Genomic DNA, 15,921 nt, shown 5'->3' with positions numbered 1-15,921 from the left:
TACCTGACATTGTTCAGGGCACAGCTAAACCACAACGTTGGTTCCAGAGCCTCTCACTAAAATGATGGTCGCCTCTGTTCCTTGAGCAATGGCTAGGGGGATGTTTCCTTTGAGTGCTTGGTGGACTAACCCAGTTGGGCTGGCTCCAATAACGATGATGTCTGTCTTTTGGAGCCTTGCCAGTTCCACAATAGCGTCTGCCACATTTTGAGCACAAATTTGTGTCCGTTTGACTGCACTATCCGGGCAGGCCTGTTTGAGGAACTGGGAGTAGTGTTCGAGAATACTCTGGTCGGGCAGATCACTACTGGGGGGATAAACTTGAAACAATTTCAGCTTGGGTGACTTACTGATGGGAACGAGGGCTGGCAAAAGTTGAATCGCTTGTTGCACGTTTGGCCCTCCAGACACTGGGATAAGCCAACGTTGGTTTTTACCAGTATTGAAGTGGGTGGCAGGTCTAATGACTAAAACTTGGCTTTTGGCCTGCTGGAGGATGGTTCGAACCGTGGGATTACCAATCTGTCCACCGGAGAAAAATTGTCCTTGCCACCCCATAAGCAGGAGGTTGATATGCTCCGTCTGTTCGACTTCCAAAATGGCTTGGGCCACATCCTGAGCCGCAATGATTTGGGTATGAACAGACACTTGGTGGCGTTGGCCATACCGAATTGCTTTTTGCAGAAGTCGCCGACCTTTGACGGTTTGGACGGGGGTCTCAGCTGGTAAACGATTACGCGGTAGACGGATAATGTGCAGGCACTCTAGCTCATAGTTCAGGGCTTGAGCCATGGCTACAGCAACCTTTAGGAGGGGTTCAGCTGTGTCAGGATTCGCGAGGGGTAAGAGGATTCGCCCTTCGCCAGTGGCAGGCCCTCGGGTTAGGTAGACGCCGTAGGATGGCGCAAAAGCCTGATTATCCTGTTGCTTCTGGCCGGAAATGTGATCAAATTCAGCATGAATAATATCGGCACGGGTAATGATACCGATGAGTTTACGTCCATCTAATACGGGTAGACGACTGATATGGGAGCGATTGAGAATATACAGGACATCAGACAAAGATGCCGAGGGACCAACGGTTAAAGGCTGGGGCGTCATGATATCCCGGATTAAGGTATCGCCGGGTTTCTGTTGTTGCGTAACTCGATTAAGATCTGTACGACTCAAGATCCCCACTAATCGTCGGTCTTCGAGCACTGGAAAACCCCGATGGTGGGAACGGGAAAAAATCTTTCGGGCTGCATCTAAAGACAGATCGCTAGGTAACGTTTCCACTTGCCGCTGCATAATGTCTTCTGCCGTTAGGGCATCTAACATCCGTTGCGCAGAGGGGGATGCATTTTGGAGTTGAATGCCTTGTTGCTGTAGCAACAAATCATAGATAGAACTTTGATTGATTTGCTCAGCGGTTAGATAGGCGACTACAGAGCTGATCATCAGAGGGAGAACGAGATTGAAATCCTGGGTGATTTCAAAGATAATCACGATCCCAGTTACAGGGACACGACTAACGGCCCCAAAAAACGCCCCCATGCCCACAAACGCATAAGTCGTGGGTAAACCAGCACCGAGTAGTTGAGCCTGACCTAGCCCTACTAAATTCCCTAAGGCGGCCCCCATGACTAGGCTGGGGGCAAATAATCCGCCTGGAGCCCCTGAACCATAGGCAATCAGGGTTAGTCCAAACTGGACAACGAAGGCTGTTAGGGCCAACTGCCAACCCAGATCTCCTAAACCCAATAGTCCTCTGAGCCCCGTATTGTCCTGGAAAATGCTGGGCAGTTGGCCAATAATGCTGCCACAAATACCGCCTGCTAAGCTGATGCGCCAGGGTAATCCAAGGAACTTGAGTCGGCGGTTTAGATCAACGCTGAGGAGCAGACCTCGATTGAATATAGCGCCAAATCCTCCAGCCAAAATCCCCAGCAAAATAAAGAAGGGAATTTCCGGAACGGAGAAGCTGGTGGCGGTGGTGACCTGCTCAAAGCTGATAGATAAGTTTTGCCCCCCTAAAACATGGGCAACAACTGCACCGATAAAGGAGGACAGAATGGCGGTCCCCAGGGTTAATCCAGATAAGTCATGCAGCAGCTCCTCGACAATAAAAAGCACTCCAGCAATGGGAGCCGCAAACCCTGCTGCGAGTCCAGCTCCTGCCCCTGCCGCAATCATTTGTTGTCGGTGGTTGGGAGCTGTAGGGAACCAGTAGCTTAGCTGAGCGGCCAGGGCAGCGCCTAGTTGTACCGTAGGCCCTTGCCGCCCTAGAGGTAATCCAGTTCCCAGGGCAGTGATGCCGCTGAACAATTTGACCAGCGCGACTTGCCAATTCAGCGCAATCGGAAACTGTGCCAGTGCAGCCTTCACTTGAGGGATGCCGCTCCCCTTCGCATCCGGAGCGATGGTTTCTATCAGCAACCCTGCAATTAAACCGCCGATAACCCCTATTAACGGCAGTATCAGAGGAGAATGAAATTGGTTGGCCAAAGATATCCGTAGCCCCCCTAACCACCCAATCCCATCCTGCAAGGCGACGGCTGCTAAACCAGAAATAAGACCAATCAGACAGGCTTCAATAATGGCAAAGCGACTGGACTGAGTGAGGTGGCGCAGGGGTTGAAAGGCCGAGATTAGCTTCATAGAGAGAGGTCCAGAAGCCTTTGTTTTGTTTGATCAGGGTCAGATCCTGGGCTGGAATAAATACACCAGCGTTGTAATTTGAGGTTGAAAAATATTTGGGGGGGAGAGGATGCGATCGCATCTTCCGTATCATCACTACGTCTGACCAAGAACCACATCGTATGGGTATAAAAAAGTGTGATGGGAGGGGGAATACTGAAAGGCGAAAGAACAGCCCACATAAAGCTTTGTGGAGACACCTCACAGCAATCACCATCATCTTACCTTGGTGCTTAGCTCTGATCGGCATCCCGCCGCTGTAGAGGATTGAAAAACTCACTTAGACCTTCACTGGCGAGGGATAATCCCACCGATAATGAGGCCATGGCTAAGCCAGGAAATAGGGTGGTCCACCACACTTCTCCGGTGAATCCTTCTAGGGCAACTTTTAAGTCATATCCCCATTCTGGAATTTCAGCCGGTAACCCTAGCCCCAAGAAACCTAGAGCCCCCAGGGTTAAAACAGAGTCTGCTGCATTTAAAGAGAACAAAACAGGCACACTCTGAATCACGTTACCAAATAGATATCGCGTAATAATTCGCCAAGGAGAAGCCCCTAAAGCTCTAGCGGCTTCCATAAACAGCTCTGTCTTAATGCTGACGGTATGGTTCCGAACCACACGATAGTACTTAGGGATATAGGCGACACCTAACGCAGCCGCAGCACTCGGAACTCCTCGGGCTGCCTCACCAATCGAAAAGGACAAGGTTACGGCAATCAGTAAACCTGGAATGGCATAAATCGAATCCATTAAAAAGAGTAAGATTCGATCCACCCAGCCCCCAAGGTACCCACTGATGAGTCCCAAAATAACGCCAAAAACAACACTAAATAAGGTTGCTGCCACCACAACTTGCAGGGCAGCCCGAGCCCCATAAACCGTTCGGGCAAAGACGTCATACCCGAGCTTGTCCGTACCAAACCAATGCTTACCAGAGGGCGCACTATGGGGAATATTTTCAAGAATGCTGGTGGAGGTTGGATCTTGAATCCAATTCCATTGCTCTAAAGAGGGAGCTATTAGAGCAATAATGACAAAAAACAGGGTAATCATAATGCCCGTAATCATTAACCAGACTGATAAGCTGGCATGGTGGGGAAACCGTAGAAAACGTGGCCAAACTTTAGTAGGAGTCATTGGCGAAAGAAAATACGAATAAAGAATTCACTACAATTGATACGGAATATGAGAGAAATGTTACAAAAGTTCTGATTTTTTAGCCGGTTTTAGGGTACACTCTAGACCACATTCCCCTGCAAATTTTTGGTGTGGTGTAGGCCATTGAATACTCTTAAAACCGTTTCTTCCCCCGTTAGCATAGTGGATCAGTCTGTTTCGACCAAAGCAAACTCGTCGATCCTTGAGGTATGGGGAGGGACACCACTCCAAGGGAAAGTCAACATCAGTGGAGCCAAGAACTCCGCCCTCGTGCTCATGGCTGGGGCACTTCTCTGTTCAGAACCCTGCCGTTTGCGGAATGTTCCATCCCTTGCAGATATCCAAGGAATGGCCAAAATTCTCAAAGCCTTAGGGGTCAAAATTAAGCAAGATAACGATGTTTTAGAGCTAGATCCGACCCACATCACCACAACGGATGCCCCCTATGAACTCGTCAGTAAGCTAAGAGCCAGTTTCTTTGCCATTGGTCCGTTACTAGCCCGTATGGGCGTTGCCAAAGTCCCCTTACCCGGCGGCTGCGCCATTGGTGCGAGACCCGTAGAAATTCACGTTCGAGGTCTAAAGCAACTTGGAGCCGAAGTTTACATTGAACATGGTGTCGTCCATGCCTATGCTTCTAAACTTAAAGGCGCCAAGATTTATCTGGATTACCCCAGTGTGGGGGCGACCGAAACCTTGATGATGGCTGCAACCCTGGCCGAGGGGGAAACCGTTTTGGATAATGCTGCCCAAGAGCCTGAAGTTGCAGACTTAGCGAACTTCTGTATATCCATGGGAGCCAAAATTACGGGAGCGGGCACCAAAACGATTACCATTTCTGGCGTTCCTAAACTGCACAGCACCGATTACAACATTGTGCCGGATCGGATTGAAGCAGGCACCTTTTTGATGGCGGGAGCGATTACCCACTCTGACATTCTCCTGTCGCCTGTCGTGCCTGATCACCTAACTGCAGTCATTGCTAAACTCAGGTCTATCGGATTTCAATTGACACCGGATGCCCAACAGGGATTGCGGATCCAGTCTAAAGGGGTTCATACAGGGACCGAAATTGAGACGCTTCCCTATCCGGGGTTCCCCACTGATATGCAATCCATTTTTATGGCTCTGCTGACCTTAAGTGAGGGAAACAGTGTTGTGACTGAAACAGTATTTGAAAACCGTTTGGGCCATGTCCCCGAACTGGTCAGAATGGGAGCTGATATTAGAGTTAAGGGCAATATTGCTGTTATTCATGGCGTGCCATTCTTGTCCGGAGCACCAGTTACAGGAACTGACTTAAGAGCAACGGCAGCACTCGTGGTTGCCGCCCTAGCCGCCAAAGGTAAAACTAGCATTGAAGGTCTGCAGCATCTCGATCGAGGTTATTCTGATTTTGAGCAGAAGTTACGTGGTTTAGGCGCTAGGATTGAGCGGGTTCCTGCCCCTAACGCCTAAATCGATTTCGACTTTAACCCGTCCCAGCATCAAGATGCTCATGATCTCGAGGCTGGGATTTTGGTTTCGGCTTGTGTTGAGCTTCAGGCTTGTTCAACCCCAATATCCTCGTACCAAAGTTGAGGAGTTCCTTTAATAAACGCCTGCATCATTTGGCGACACTGGGGAAGATCTAGGACTGTAACTTTGACCCCACGGGACTTTAGCAAGGCTTCTTCTCCCATAAAGGTGTGATTCTCGCCTATGACCACGCGAGGGATTTTATAGAGTAAAATAGCGCCTGTACACATGCTGCACGGTGACAGGGTGGTGTATAGCGTAACGTCTTGGTAAAACATGGCAGGTTGGCGACCCAAGGTTTCCAGAGCACTCATCTCTGCATGTAAAATCGCACTACCTTGTTGCACCCTCAGATTATGACCCCGACCCACGATAGTCCCATTCTTGACGACTACGGATCCTATGGGAATTCCGCCAGCCGCTAACCCCCGCTGAGCCTCTTGGATGGCTGCATCCATAAATAGGTCTAGAGTCATTGTCTTACTGTGTGCTAAATGAACCCAAGAGTGTGTGGGAATGCTTTGAGGGTAAATAGTTCACCCATCAGACAAGAGATGTTTATACGCTACTTTCGTTGAACCAAAAAATCACGTTGATACCACCCTACTAAAGTTCAGATGGCTATTTCTAGAATTCTAGATCTTCAAAGAAATTAGTGTTTGATACTAAAGCATCTGGTTCAACACCAGCCACATTACCAACAATTTGACAAACTTCCTGCCACACTAATGATGCATCACCTTTTTGAAACTCATGAGTGATTGAAGTTCGAAGACAGCATTCACTCGCCAGACTACCCACTGTTGCAAGATTCTCAGGAAAGGTATCGCCAAACCAATGAAGTTTGTTCGAGCGCTTGAGATGAGGGAGCTGACCGGCAAGGTTTTGTTTGACAGCTCCCCAGAAACTAAAACGTTTCGATGGTGGGAGTAACTGATTTAGCTCAGAAGCTGGGTGGATATCCGCACGATGAATCTTGTATTGCTTGACCAATATCTTCCGAATTGCATAAAACATTGACAAAGTTGGGCAATACTCACAATTGTCTCTTTTAATACGATTGATCAGAAGTTGGTAAAGTCCGCCAACCGTCGTGATCTTCTCTAACTCATGTTCAAGAAGATTCGTTCGAAAACGATCTTCAATTGCGATCACGAGTTCAACTACTTCAAGACCCATGTCTACTCAAAAGCTTTATGATTTCCGATGTAAGCACAAGTCTAACCTTTCAACTTTTTAGCCAACATTTGATTCGTGGCTTTAGGATCTGCCCGTCCACTAGTGCGTTTCATGACTTGTCCCATGAAAAAGCCTTGCAGTTTAGTTTTACCATTGCGGTATTGTTCCAGCTCTTGGGGATGGGCTGCTAATACTTCATCAATCAAAGATTCTAAGGTAGCGGCATCCGAGATCTGAGTGAGTCCTTTCTTTTTAACTAGTTTTTTAGGAGAACCGCCTTTTGTCAGCAGCTCAGGCAAAAGCTCTTTGGCAATTTTGCCACTGATGGTGTTGGCTTCGATAAGCTCAATGAGCTCAGCTAAGGCTTCAGGGGTTAAGGCAATGTCTGTAATGGATAAGCTCTCGTTGTTGAGGTAGCCAGTGATATCTCCCATTAGCCAGTTTGCTGCCTGTTTGGCCGAAGCGCCTGCTTTTAAGGTTGCCTCGAAATATTGAGTGATGGCGTGATCATCCGTGAGGATACGGGTGTCATAAGGGGACAACCCAATCTCTTCCTCATACCGATGACGCTTGGCGGCAGGCAGTTCAGGTAATTCAGATTGCCATTGCTTGAGCAGACTGGGGGCAACTTCAATGGGGGTTAGGTCTGGTTCTGGGAAATATCGATAGTCACTGGAGCCTTCTTTGCTGCGCATGCCAATGGTTCGTTGTGCGCCTTCTTCCCATAGCCGCGTTTCTTGAATAATGGGTTCACCGGTTTCAATGGCTTCAATTTGACGAGCAATTTCATAGTCGATGGCTCGATGAATGGCACTAAAGGAGTTCATATTCTTGATTTCTACTTTGGTGCCAAATTCTTTCTGTCCCCGAGGACGAACAGAAATATTGACGTCGCATCGCAGGGAACCTTCTTGCATATTGCCGTCACTCACCCCGAGATATCGAACAATTCGGCGAATCTCTTGGGCATATTCGGCGGCTTCTAACCCCGTGCGCATATCGGGTTCAGAGACAATCTCTATGAGAGGGATGCCAGTTCGGTTAAAGTCCACCAGAGAGTGGGTGGAGCCGGCTAGGCGATCGCTGCCGCCATGGACCAATTTGCCCGCATCTTCTTCCATATGTAGACGGGTAATGCCGATTTTTTTGCGGGTGGCTTCCCCTTGTTCATCAACAATTTCGACTTCTAACCAACCATGCTCGGCAATGGGTAAGTCAAATTGGGAGACTTGATAGTTTTTGGGCAGGTCGGGGTAAAAGTATTGCTTCCGGTCGAATTTGCTGTATTTAGCAATCTCACAATTAAGGGCGCGACCTGCCTTGACGGCATATTCTAAAACGGTTTCGTTGAGGACAGGTAAAACACCTGGCATACCCATGCAGATTGAGCAAACTTGGTGATTTGGATCTGCGCCAAAGGCAGTGGAGCAGTTACAAAAGATTTTGGTTTTTGTACTGAGCTGGCAATGGGTCTCTAAACCAATCACCGCTTCGTATTCAGTCTTTGCAGGAGCCTTTGTGACCATGTAGCGTTTGCCTTATTGCAATAACTCTTCCCTATTTTAGAAGGTTTGGGGAGGAGAACGAATGGCAGGTGTGATCGCAACCGCAATCTTGGTCAACTAAAGAAAAGGTTTGGGGCATTCTCGAACGAAAAATCATGGCCGAAAGCTTGGGGAATCCTATATTCCGGCCAAGCTTTCAGAGGAATGCCCTTGTCCTAGATCAGTTTGACGGCCTTGAGACCAAAATAAAGACCGAGAGCCATGCCTGTAAAAAGACTGATAAATAATACGTAGGCGACAAAACCCATGCTGATACCTCTAACTAGAACTTAAAAGTGAACGATTGTAATATCCCACTCTTGAGTAGCTTATCGGATGTCGATCCCACCTGTCCAAGTTTGATGCAGAGTTGGGGGTTGGATCTATCTGCCCAAAAGCAACGCCTGAATTGACTTATTTGTTTGCTTCAATAAACTCATTCAGATCTTCGATGGTACGGGTCAGTTCAGCTTCGGTTGTGAGCCGAATTCGATCATCTCTCACAGTAATTAGAACTTTTGCCGCAAAAGGACTTGGCCAAATATTAGGGTTGCAAAAGCATTCCAAGAAAACGTCCCCGGTATATTGATACTCCATGGAGGGCTGGGGTTGCACCTTTTCTCCAGGTGTTTTATTGGCAACGGCCTTCAGGCTGGTCATTAAGGTTGCAATAGAAGCTTTAAATTCTTGGGCTGCTTCGGCAGTAAAACTAAAAGTAACGGATCCTTCTATTAAATTTAATCGCAGTTGTGCGGATGACATAGGGAAAACGTTGACGAGTGGCTTTGCTTCTCAATAGTACCTGGGTATTGGTAGCAGAACTTATGAGAAATGTAGAGGAATCCATCTCTTGAGGTGGATAGCCTTGCTCCAAATAATTTCATCACGCTTCATAACAATTGACAAATTAAGGTGAGCTCGGGAACATCCTAGAAGTAAGACACATCATGCAAGAAGTACTGCAAATATGATGAAATGTGTCAAAAATAAACTAAATTGTTTAACTTAAATAGCGCTTTGTCGCAGGGAAGGCTTAAATAGATGAATTATCAACCTAAGATTACAAAGGTTCGATTATTCAGTTCCAAAGCAGGCCGATTCCTTGGTGTTGTTCTTCACTCTTTTCACTTACAGGAGAAGTTTTATGGTTCGTTCTATCCGAGCTTTATCCATCACCCTAACTGTTGCGAGTACAGTAGGGTGTTCTAGTCTTTTGCTTCCGAGTCAGGCAAAGGCTCACCACGAAAGCCCGACTCAAATTACATCTGCCAAATATACCTATAACCCCCAATTGGTGCGTTTATATACTTACGAGTGCACTAAAAAATTAAGAGAAGTGAAAGGGGATACTGCTGATAAAGCCTCCCAGATTTGCCAATGCTCGATTTCACAAATGCAACAGCAGCATTCACAAGTGCAGGCGATTCAAATCTTTACGAAAGCCCAAGCCAGTATTAAAAACGATCCAAAAGCGATGCCTCCAGAGCTATCGCCTTACTTCACACCTTGCATTTCCACTAGCGGCTGAAGATAGGATTTGGCCCTCGTAGCTCCACGTCCTATTGCGAGGGGGTTGAGTTGGCTAATAGCCCAACGAATACTCATGGATAAATGTTCAAGTCCTGATAAGACACGAGTCTCGCTCTAAGCCTACTATTGGACAAAGAATAGAGGTGTTGTAGAGGAAGACCTTGGCGATTGTCAGAGATTTGTCAGAGGAATATTACTCAGTCTCTTTACGAATGTTAGAAATAGGAAAGGCCTATTCCCTTCAGCGAACCCCTTGATTGATGTTAGAGCCACCATCACCTTCTTTGCTGGTTGTGATTGTCAATTATCGAACGCCCCAGCTAACGATCGATTGTTTGCAGTCTTTGCAAGCAGAGGTGAAACGCCATGGGAATACGCGGGTTGTCGTTGTTGATAATCAGTCTGGGGATGGATCCGTTACTGTATTGCAGGATGCGATCGCATCCCATCATTGGCAAGAGTGGGTGTCGCTCCAAGCCCTCGACACCAACGGGGGGTTTGCGGCGGGCAATAATGCCGTGATTGGTCCTGCACTCAAGTCGGCTCAACCCCCTGACTATATTTGGTTGTTAAACCCCGATACGGTGGTTCGCCCTGGAGCCCTCAAGACATTACTAGCATTTCTCAAACTACACCCTGATGTGGGCATCGCGGGCAGCCGCCTAGAGCATTTAGATGGTACCCCTCAATATTCAGCCTTTCGATTCCATACCATCTGGAGTGAGCTAGATCAGGGGTTACGGTTAGGACTGGTGTCTAAAGTTCTATCCAGGTGGATATTAGCCCCGCCGATTCCTGAGCAGGCGATCTCCACAGATTGGTTAGCCGGGGCCAGCATGATGATTCGACGCCAGGTCTTTGAGCAAATTGGGCTGCTGGATGACGAGTTCTTTATGTATTACGAGGAAGTTGATTTTTGCCTCAGGGCAAGACGAGCAGCTTGGACCTGTTGGTATGTCCCCGACAGTCGTGTGGTTCATCTGGTCGGGCAAAGTTCAGGGGTAACGGGAGCCCAAGCGACCCAACAGCGACGACCTCAATATTGGTTTGACTCTCGCCATCGATACTTCCACAAACACCACAGTCATTTGTATTCGGTTCTGACGGATTTAGCATGGTTGGGGGGATATTCCCTCTGGCAGCTTCGGCAGTTTGTCCAGCACAAACCTCAAGTCGATCCCCCCTACCTTCTACAAGACTTCTTCTGCAATAGTGCTTTGATTAAGGGGGGACAATGTCGCAGCGGGATTTAAGCCTCTGGCAACAAATTATTGAAGACTGGCGAGCCCATCAGTCGGACTGGACCAAACCGGGATTTCGCGCAGTTGCCGTGCATCGGTTTGGGGGGTGGCGGATGCAAATTCAGCCGAAGCTGATTCGGGCCCCTTTTAGTCTGATTTATCGGGGACATTACCGCTACATTCGCAATGTCTATGGAATTGATTTACCCTACACCGTCAAATTAGGGCGCCGGGTCGTCATTGAGCATCAAGGAGCCATCGTTATTCATGGGGATAGCGAGATTGGCGATGACTGTATTATTCGTCAGGGCGTTACCTTAGGGAATCGCTACCTAGAACACCCTTTTGATGCCCCTAAGCTGGGAGCACGAGTGAATGTTGGGGCAGGCGCTAAAATTCTGGGAGATGTGGTGCTGGGGAATGATGTCAATATCGGGGCGAATGCAGTTGTTTTGTCGAACGTTCCATCTGGAGAGACAGCAGTGGGCATCCCAGCTAAAATCTTGACCCCTCATCGTCTCCCTATCCCGAGTGGAGAGTAGGAACGCTAGCATTAGCATAATACTTATATGCCTCAGGACGTAGTTGAACCCGCACCCGCAGAACAAACCATTGGCTTAGTGGCCATTGGTCGTAACGAAGGGGCACGTCTGAAAGCCTGTTTGATATCTGCGATCGCACAGGTTCCTATCGCCCATATTGTTTATGTGGACTCCGGTTCTACAGATGACAGTGCCACCTGGGCAACGGATCTAGGAATCACAGTGTTAACCTTAGATTTATCCATTCCCTTTACGGCAGCTCGGGCACGCAATACTGGATATACATATCTTTGCACCGAATATCCCCAGCTGACGTTTATCCAGTTTATGGATGGGGACTGCCAGTTAGCCCCCGATTGGTGCACCACCGCCCTAGCTACAGTAGTAATGCATCCCGATGTGGCGGTCGTATGTGGTCGGCGACGAGAAAAATCTCCTGAACAGTCTGTCTATAATCTGCTCTGTGATATGGAATGGGACACGCCCATTGGCGAAGCACTAGCTTGTGGTGGAGACGCCCTGATGCGGATTTCAGCCCTTCAACAAGTGGACGGATATCGAGATTCTTTGATTGCTGGAGAGGAACCAGAACTCTGCCTGCGGCTGCGGCGCAACCATTGGCGTATTCTTCGCATTGATGCTGATATGACCTGGCATGATGCCCAAATCACCCAGTTTAATCAATGGTGGCAGCGTACCGTTCGGGCCGGACATGCCTATGCAGAAGGAGCATGGCTCCATGGGGCACCTCCTGAACGCCATTGGGTGCAAGAAAGTCTGCGGAGCTGGATCTGGGGATTTATCCTGCCCATTACTCTGTTGGCAACTTTGCCTGGGAGCCAAGGATGGAGTCTAGCAGGTGGGGTAGTTTATGTATTGCTAGCTGCAAAGATATGCTGGACACAGCACTCCAAGCATTCTTGGTCAGCATCTGCAACATATGCACTATTCTGTGTAATGGGTAAGATCCCAGAAGCCCAAGGGCAACTCCAGTTCCATTGGCACCGGATCGCAGGTCGAACACAGCAAATTGTGGAATATAAATAAGGCGCTTAATCCATCAGAGACTAGGCCCAATGGATTAATAGGCTAAGGTCTCTAGGGTCTGCTTGAGGTAGGACCGAACCAACACTTCTAGGGTCTTGCCTTGGGCATTTGCATCTAATCCGCGCTCAAGCACCCAGCGCTTAAAGCCGGAGCTACTGGAGATGACTTGCTTGAGATCAGGCCAGAATAGCTCTGAATCATCAGAGAGATAATGATTAGCTGTAGGAGACGAAAGAGGACTCATAACTGTCTTCCAAATAGGTGAGGAATAATCACTCAGCATATAACTCTTCTTTTAGAATAGCTGAGTTTATGGGCCCATGCACACCTTGCATCAAAAGAAAATGAAGAAGAAGTACTTTCAAAGATCCATCTGCTCCCTGGATCTAAGAGGGTGGGGCAACCCTTTAAGATTCGCTTAAACTTGTCTCCAGCATACTTAACTTAGATGCTTGAGAGTGTGACCGGGAATACAGAAAATGAAGGATTCAGGCTAGGTCGCTGCGGATAGGGTTCTCCGCTTCGTCACCATCTGATAGGCTTCAATTCGATCGCCTTCAGTCCAGCCACTGAAGTTATCGACGCCCACACCACATTCATAACCTGAGTTCACTTCACGGACATCATCTTTCATGCGCTTGAGGGAATCTAGGATACCTTCAAAGACCACGTCATTGCCTCGCTGGATGCGGATGCGACAATTCCGCACCAATTTCCCAGACTGAATGTAGCAACCTGCGATCGCACCTCGTCCCACAGGGAATACGGCCCGAACTTCGGCTTCGCCTAAGTCTTCCTCCACAAATTCAGGTTCGAGCAGACCTTCCATCGCCCCTTCAATATCTTCTAAGAGCTTATAGATAATGTCGTACTCACGAATATCCACCCCAGCCTGATCGGCGGCTTGGCGAGCCCCACTGGCTAAGCTGGTGTTGAAACCAATAATGACGGCACCACTGGCAGAGGCTAAATCCACATCTGTTTCGCTGATTTCGCCGGGAGCGGACAGTAATACACGAACTTGAACTTCATTCTGAGGCAGTTGAGCCAGAGACCCTAACAGAGCCTCCAGAGACCCCTGTACATCTGCTTTGATAATTAGGTTCAGCTCTTTTAGTTCTCCTTCACGGGCCTGTTCAGACAAGGCATTGAGGGAGACTCGCCGAGAAGCCATGGCCTGCTGTAGACGGGTATGGCGTTGCTGATCCGTGCGCTGACCCGCTTGAGAGCGGGCTTCTTTCTCATCTACGAAGACTTCAAATTCTTCACCCGCTGCGGGGACTTCACTCATCCCCAGCACCTCAACGGCAAAGGAGGGGCTAGCAGTCTCGACGCGAGCACCGCGATCGTCAACCATGGCTCGCACTTTACCGAAGACAGACCCGGCAACCAATACGTCACCGACTCGGAGGGTTCCGTTTTGGACTAGCAAGCTAGCCACTGGACCTTTGGCCTTATCTAAGTGAGCTTCAATGACCGTGCCCTTAGCTGGACGATCGGGATTAGCCTGTAAATCTTCCACTTCGGCGACTAGCAGCACCATTTCAAGCAGTGTATCGAGATTTTCTCCCTTCAGGGCACTAACGGGCACCATCACCGTTTCGCCACCCCAATCTTCAGGAACTAGATTATGCTCACTGAGTTCTTGGCGAACTCGGTCCAGCTGAGCCCCTTCTTTGTCGATCTTATTGATCGCAACAATAATCGGAACTTCTGCTGCCCGAGCATGGCTAATGGCTTCCAGGGTTTGGGGACGGACGCCATCATCGGCAGCAACCACCAGAATGGCAATATCCGTCACTCGGGTTCCCCGAGCCCGCATGGCGGTGAAGGCTTCATGACCCGGTGTATCTAGGAAGACCACCTGTTGTATCCCATCCTCATGGGGAAGGTCAACGTGGTAGGCCCCAATATGTTGGGTGATGCCACCGGCTTCTCCTTGGGCAACTTTCGTTTCGCGAATCGCATCCAAGAGGGTGGTTTTACCGTGATCCACGTGTCCCATAATGGTGACCACAGGTGGACGGGCTTGCAGTTTCTCTAGATCTTCAACATCCAGCATCTCTGAGACTTTACGGGCCTCAGATTCTTCTTCCTGGGTTTCGACTTCACAATCTAGTTCTTCCGCCACCATTGTGGCGGTCTCAATATCTAAAACCTGATTGATATTGGCAGCAATTCCCTTCATAAAGAGAATCTTGATCACCTCAGTTTCGGGAACAACGAGTTCCGCAGCCAAGGCTTGAACCGTTAACTCGGAGGTTAAGGTCAGGAGCGTTGGCCGTTCGACCTCGACTTCCTGCTGTTGACGATAGCGATTCCGTTGTCGTCGATTGCCACCTTTAGAAGGACCGGGGCTACGGTTGATAGGAACAGTCGTGGGTTTAGACTGCTTCATTGATTTGGGCTTAGGTGGACGAACCAAAGATTGACTCACATCAACAGCCGCTTGGCTATTCGCACCATCTGCACCAAAGAGATCGTCCTCGTCCTCCTCCATCTCTTTTTGGGTACGGCGCTTCTGCTTCAGACTCGCTTTCGAAGCCTTGGTAGGCCGATCTTCTAATTGGTCATCTGATTTATTGGACCGTTTATCTTTTTTCTGACGTGATGTGGGCGGCTTGAGAACGAGCAATTCAGTCGTGTCATTGTTATCTTTGGCTGCGTCCCCACCATCAGATTTGGCAGTGGATGCTTCCAGCTCTTTCTCTGCTTGCTGTTTAGCTTTGGTAATGGAAATGGGACGAATGAGCCGTGGACGAGGCGGTTCGGTGACCACTGGTTTGGCCGGTGGTTCCACAACTGGCGCAGCAGCGCTGGGTTTAGGACTAACTTTGGGCTCTTCTGGACGAGTGGGTTTGGGAGGTGTATTTAAAGTGGGCTTGCTCAGAAGCTGAGGCTTCACCATCTCGGGAACCTGAGTGGCAGGCTTGGTTAGCACCTTCTCTGCTTTAGGTGCAGGAGGAGACAAGGTCGGGCTCGCGGGTTTGGGCGCGGGGGCAACAGGGGGTGGCTTGATGGCAGGCTTTTCAACCGCAGCTGGTCTTTCCGGAGCGCGGGTGGGTTCTGGACGAACAGGCTTGGGGGCCTGTAAGGGCTCCGGTGCATCTGCTGTACTAACGGATGGAGGGGACGCTAGTGTTTCAGGGGGTTTAGAGGGTTGTTTGCGCAGCTCAAGAATTTGTTGTTTCTTGGGGCGATCTTGCTTGACCGGCTTGGAAATAGGGCGGGGCTTGCGCGCATTGCCGTCTTTAGCAGTGGGCTTGCGGTTGGGCTGATTTGGCTTTTGGCTAGATGGATGATTTTTGGCAGCGGATCGAATTTTTGCGGCTTCTTCCTCAGTAATCGTACTGCTGTGATTTTTAACAGCAATATTGAGCTGATCGCATACTGCCAAAATGTCTTTGTTCTCCAAATTTAACTCTCTTGATAGCTCGTAAATTCTAACTTTGTGATTATTACTCATCCACTGGCCCCTTTG

Annotated in this window: 14 protein-coding genes; 5 read left to right on the top strand and 9 right to left on the bottom strand. The window is 48.9% G+C overall.

What is annotated here, in order from left to right; genetic code table 11:
* Positions 1-24: 24 nt before the first annotated feature.
* Positions 25-2,640: a chloride channel protein gene (locus AM1_RS04190; RefSeq protein ID WP_012161553.1), complete on the bottom strand. Its 2,616-nt coding sequence runs from the start codon at positions 2,638-2,640 to the stop codon at positions 25-27.
* A gap of 272 nt (positions 2,641-2,912) precedes the next feature.
* Positions 2,913-3,818 (bottom strand): ABC transporter permease, encoded by a 906-nt coding sequence (locus AM1_RS04180; RefSeq protein ID WP_012161551.1) that lies wholly within the window; start codon positions 3,816-3,818, stop codon positions 2,913-2,915.
* Positions 3,819-4,001: 183 nt separating this feature from the next.
* Between AM1_RS04180 and murA the strand changes: the two genes are divergently transcribed.
* Complete coding sequence (gene murA / locus AM1_RS04175; protein WP_012161550.1) at positions 4,002-5,297, top strand: UDP-N-acetylglucosamine 1-carboxyvinyltransferase; 1,296 nt, start codon at positions 4,002-4,004, stop codon at positions 5,295-5,297.
* 83 nt (positions 5,298-5,380) lie between these two features.
* On the opposite strand, the gene AM1_RS04170 is transcribed toward murA, so the two are convergent.
* The 5 genes from AM1_RS04170 to AM1_RS04155 form a co-directional block, all read right to left on the bottom strand.
* Positions 5,381-5,833, bottom strand: a complete 453-nt coding sequence (locus AM1_RS04170) for a nucleoside deaminase (protein WP_012161549.1) — start codon at positions 5,831-5,833, stop codon at positions 5,381-5,383.
* Between the two features lie 151 nt (positions 5,834-5,984).
* Positions 5,985-6,536 (bottom strand): acyl carrier protein, encoded by a 552-nt coding sequence (locus AM1_RS04165; RefSeq protein WP_012161548.1) that lies wholly within the window; start codon positions 6,534-6,536, stop codon positions 5,985-5,987.
* A 41-nt stretch (positions 6,537-6,577) separates the two neighbouring features.
* Positions 6,578-8,062: an Asp-tRNA(Asn)/Glu-tRNA(Gln) amidotransferase subunit GatB gene (gene gatB / locus AM1_RS04160; RefSeq protein WP_012161547.1), complete on the bottom strand. Its 1,485-nt coding sequence runs from the start codon at positions 8,060-8,062 to the stop codon at positions 6,578-6,580.
* A 194-nt stretch (positions 8,063-8,256) separates the two neighbouring features.
* Entirely contained in the window at positions 8,257-8,349 is a 93-nt protein-coding gene (petL, locus tag AM1_RS44210) for a cytochrome b6-f complex subunit PetL (protein WP_012161546.1), read from the bottom strand.
* 145 nt (positions 8,350-8,494) lie between these two features.
* Entirely contained in the window at positions 8,495-8,842 is a 348-nt protein-coding gene (locus tag AM1_RS04155) for a hypothetical protein (RefSeq protein ID WP_012161545.1), read from the bottom strand.
* A 382-nt stretch (positions 8,843-9,224) separates the two neighbouring features.
* On the opposite strand from AM1_RS04155, the gene AM1_RS04150 reads away from it, so the two are divergent.
* From AM1_RS04150 to AM1_RS04135, 4 genes are all read left to right on the top strand, one after another.
* Positions 9,225-9,608: a hypothetical protein gene (locus AM1_RS04150; protein WP_012161544.1), complete on the top strand. Its 384-nt coding sequence runs from the start codon at positions 9,225-9,227 to the stop codon at positions 9,606-9,608.
* A 262-nt stretch (positions 9,609-9,870) separates the two neighbouring features.
* Entirely contained in the window at positions 9,871-10,863 is a 993-nt protein-coding gene (locus AM1_RS04145) for a glycosyltransferase family 2 protein (protein ID WP_041659058.1), read from the top strand.
* Positions 10,845-11,393: a serine O-acetyltransferase gene (locus tag AM1_RS04140; protein WP_012161542.1), complete on the top strand. Its 549-nt coding sequence runs from the start codon at positions 10,845-10,847 to the stop codon at positions 11,391-11,393. The genes AM1_RS04145 and AM1_RS04140 overlap by 19 nt, the downstream gene beginning before the upstream one ends.
* A 27-nt stretch (positions 11,394-11,420) precedes the next feature.
* Positions 11,421-12,440 (top strand): glycosyltransferase, encoded by a 1,020-nt coding sequence (locus AM1_RS04135; protein WP_012161541.1) that lies wholly within the window; start codon positions 11,421-11,423, stop codon positions 12,438-12,440.
* Positions 12,441-12,474: 34 nt separating this feature from the next.
* Here AM1_RS04135 and AM1_RS04130 read toward each other — a convergent pair whose 3' ends face one another.
* Positions 12,475-12,684, bottom strand: a complete 210-nt coding sequence (locus AM1_RS04130; RefSeq protein ID WP_012161540.1) for a hypothetical protein — start codon at positions 12,682-12,684, stop codon at positions 12,475-12,477.
* A gap of 249 nt (positions 12,685-12,933) precedes the next feature.
* Positions 12,934-15,906, bottom strand: a complete 2,973-nt coding sequence (gene infB, locus AM1_RS04125) for a translation initiation factor IF-2 (protein WP_041659053.1) — start codon at positions 15,904-15,906, stop codon at positions 12,934-12,936.
* Between the last annotated feature and the right edge of the window lie 15 nt (positions 15,907-15,921).

Origin of the sequence: Acaryochloris marina MBIC11017, assembly GCF_000018105.1 — a bacterium.
Lineage (GTDB): Bacteria > Cyanobacteriota > Cyanobacteriia > Thermosynechococcales > Thermosynechococcaceae > Acaryochloris > Acaryochloris marina.
Note: the sequence above shows the minus strand (reverse complement) of the source record. Positions and strands in the feature narration are given on the sequence as shown.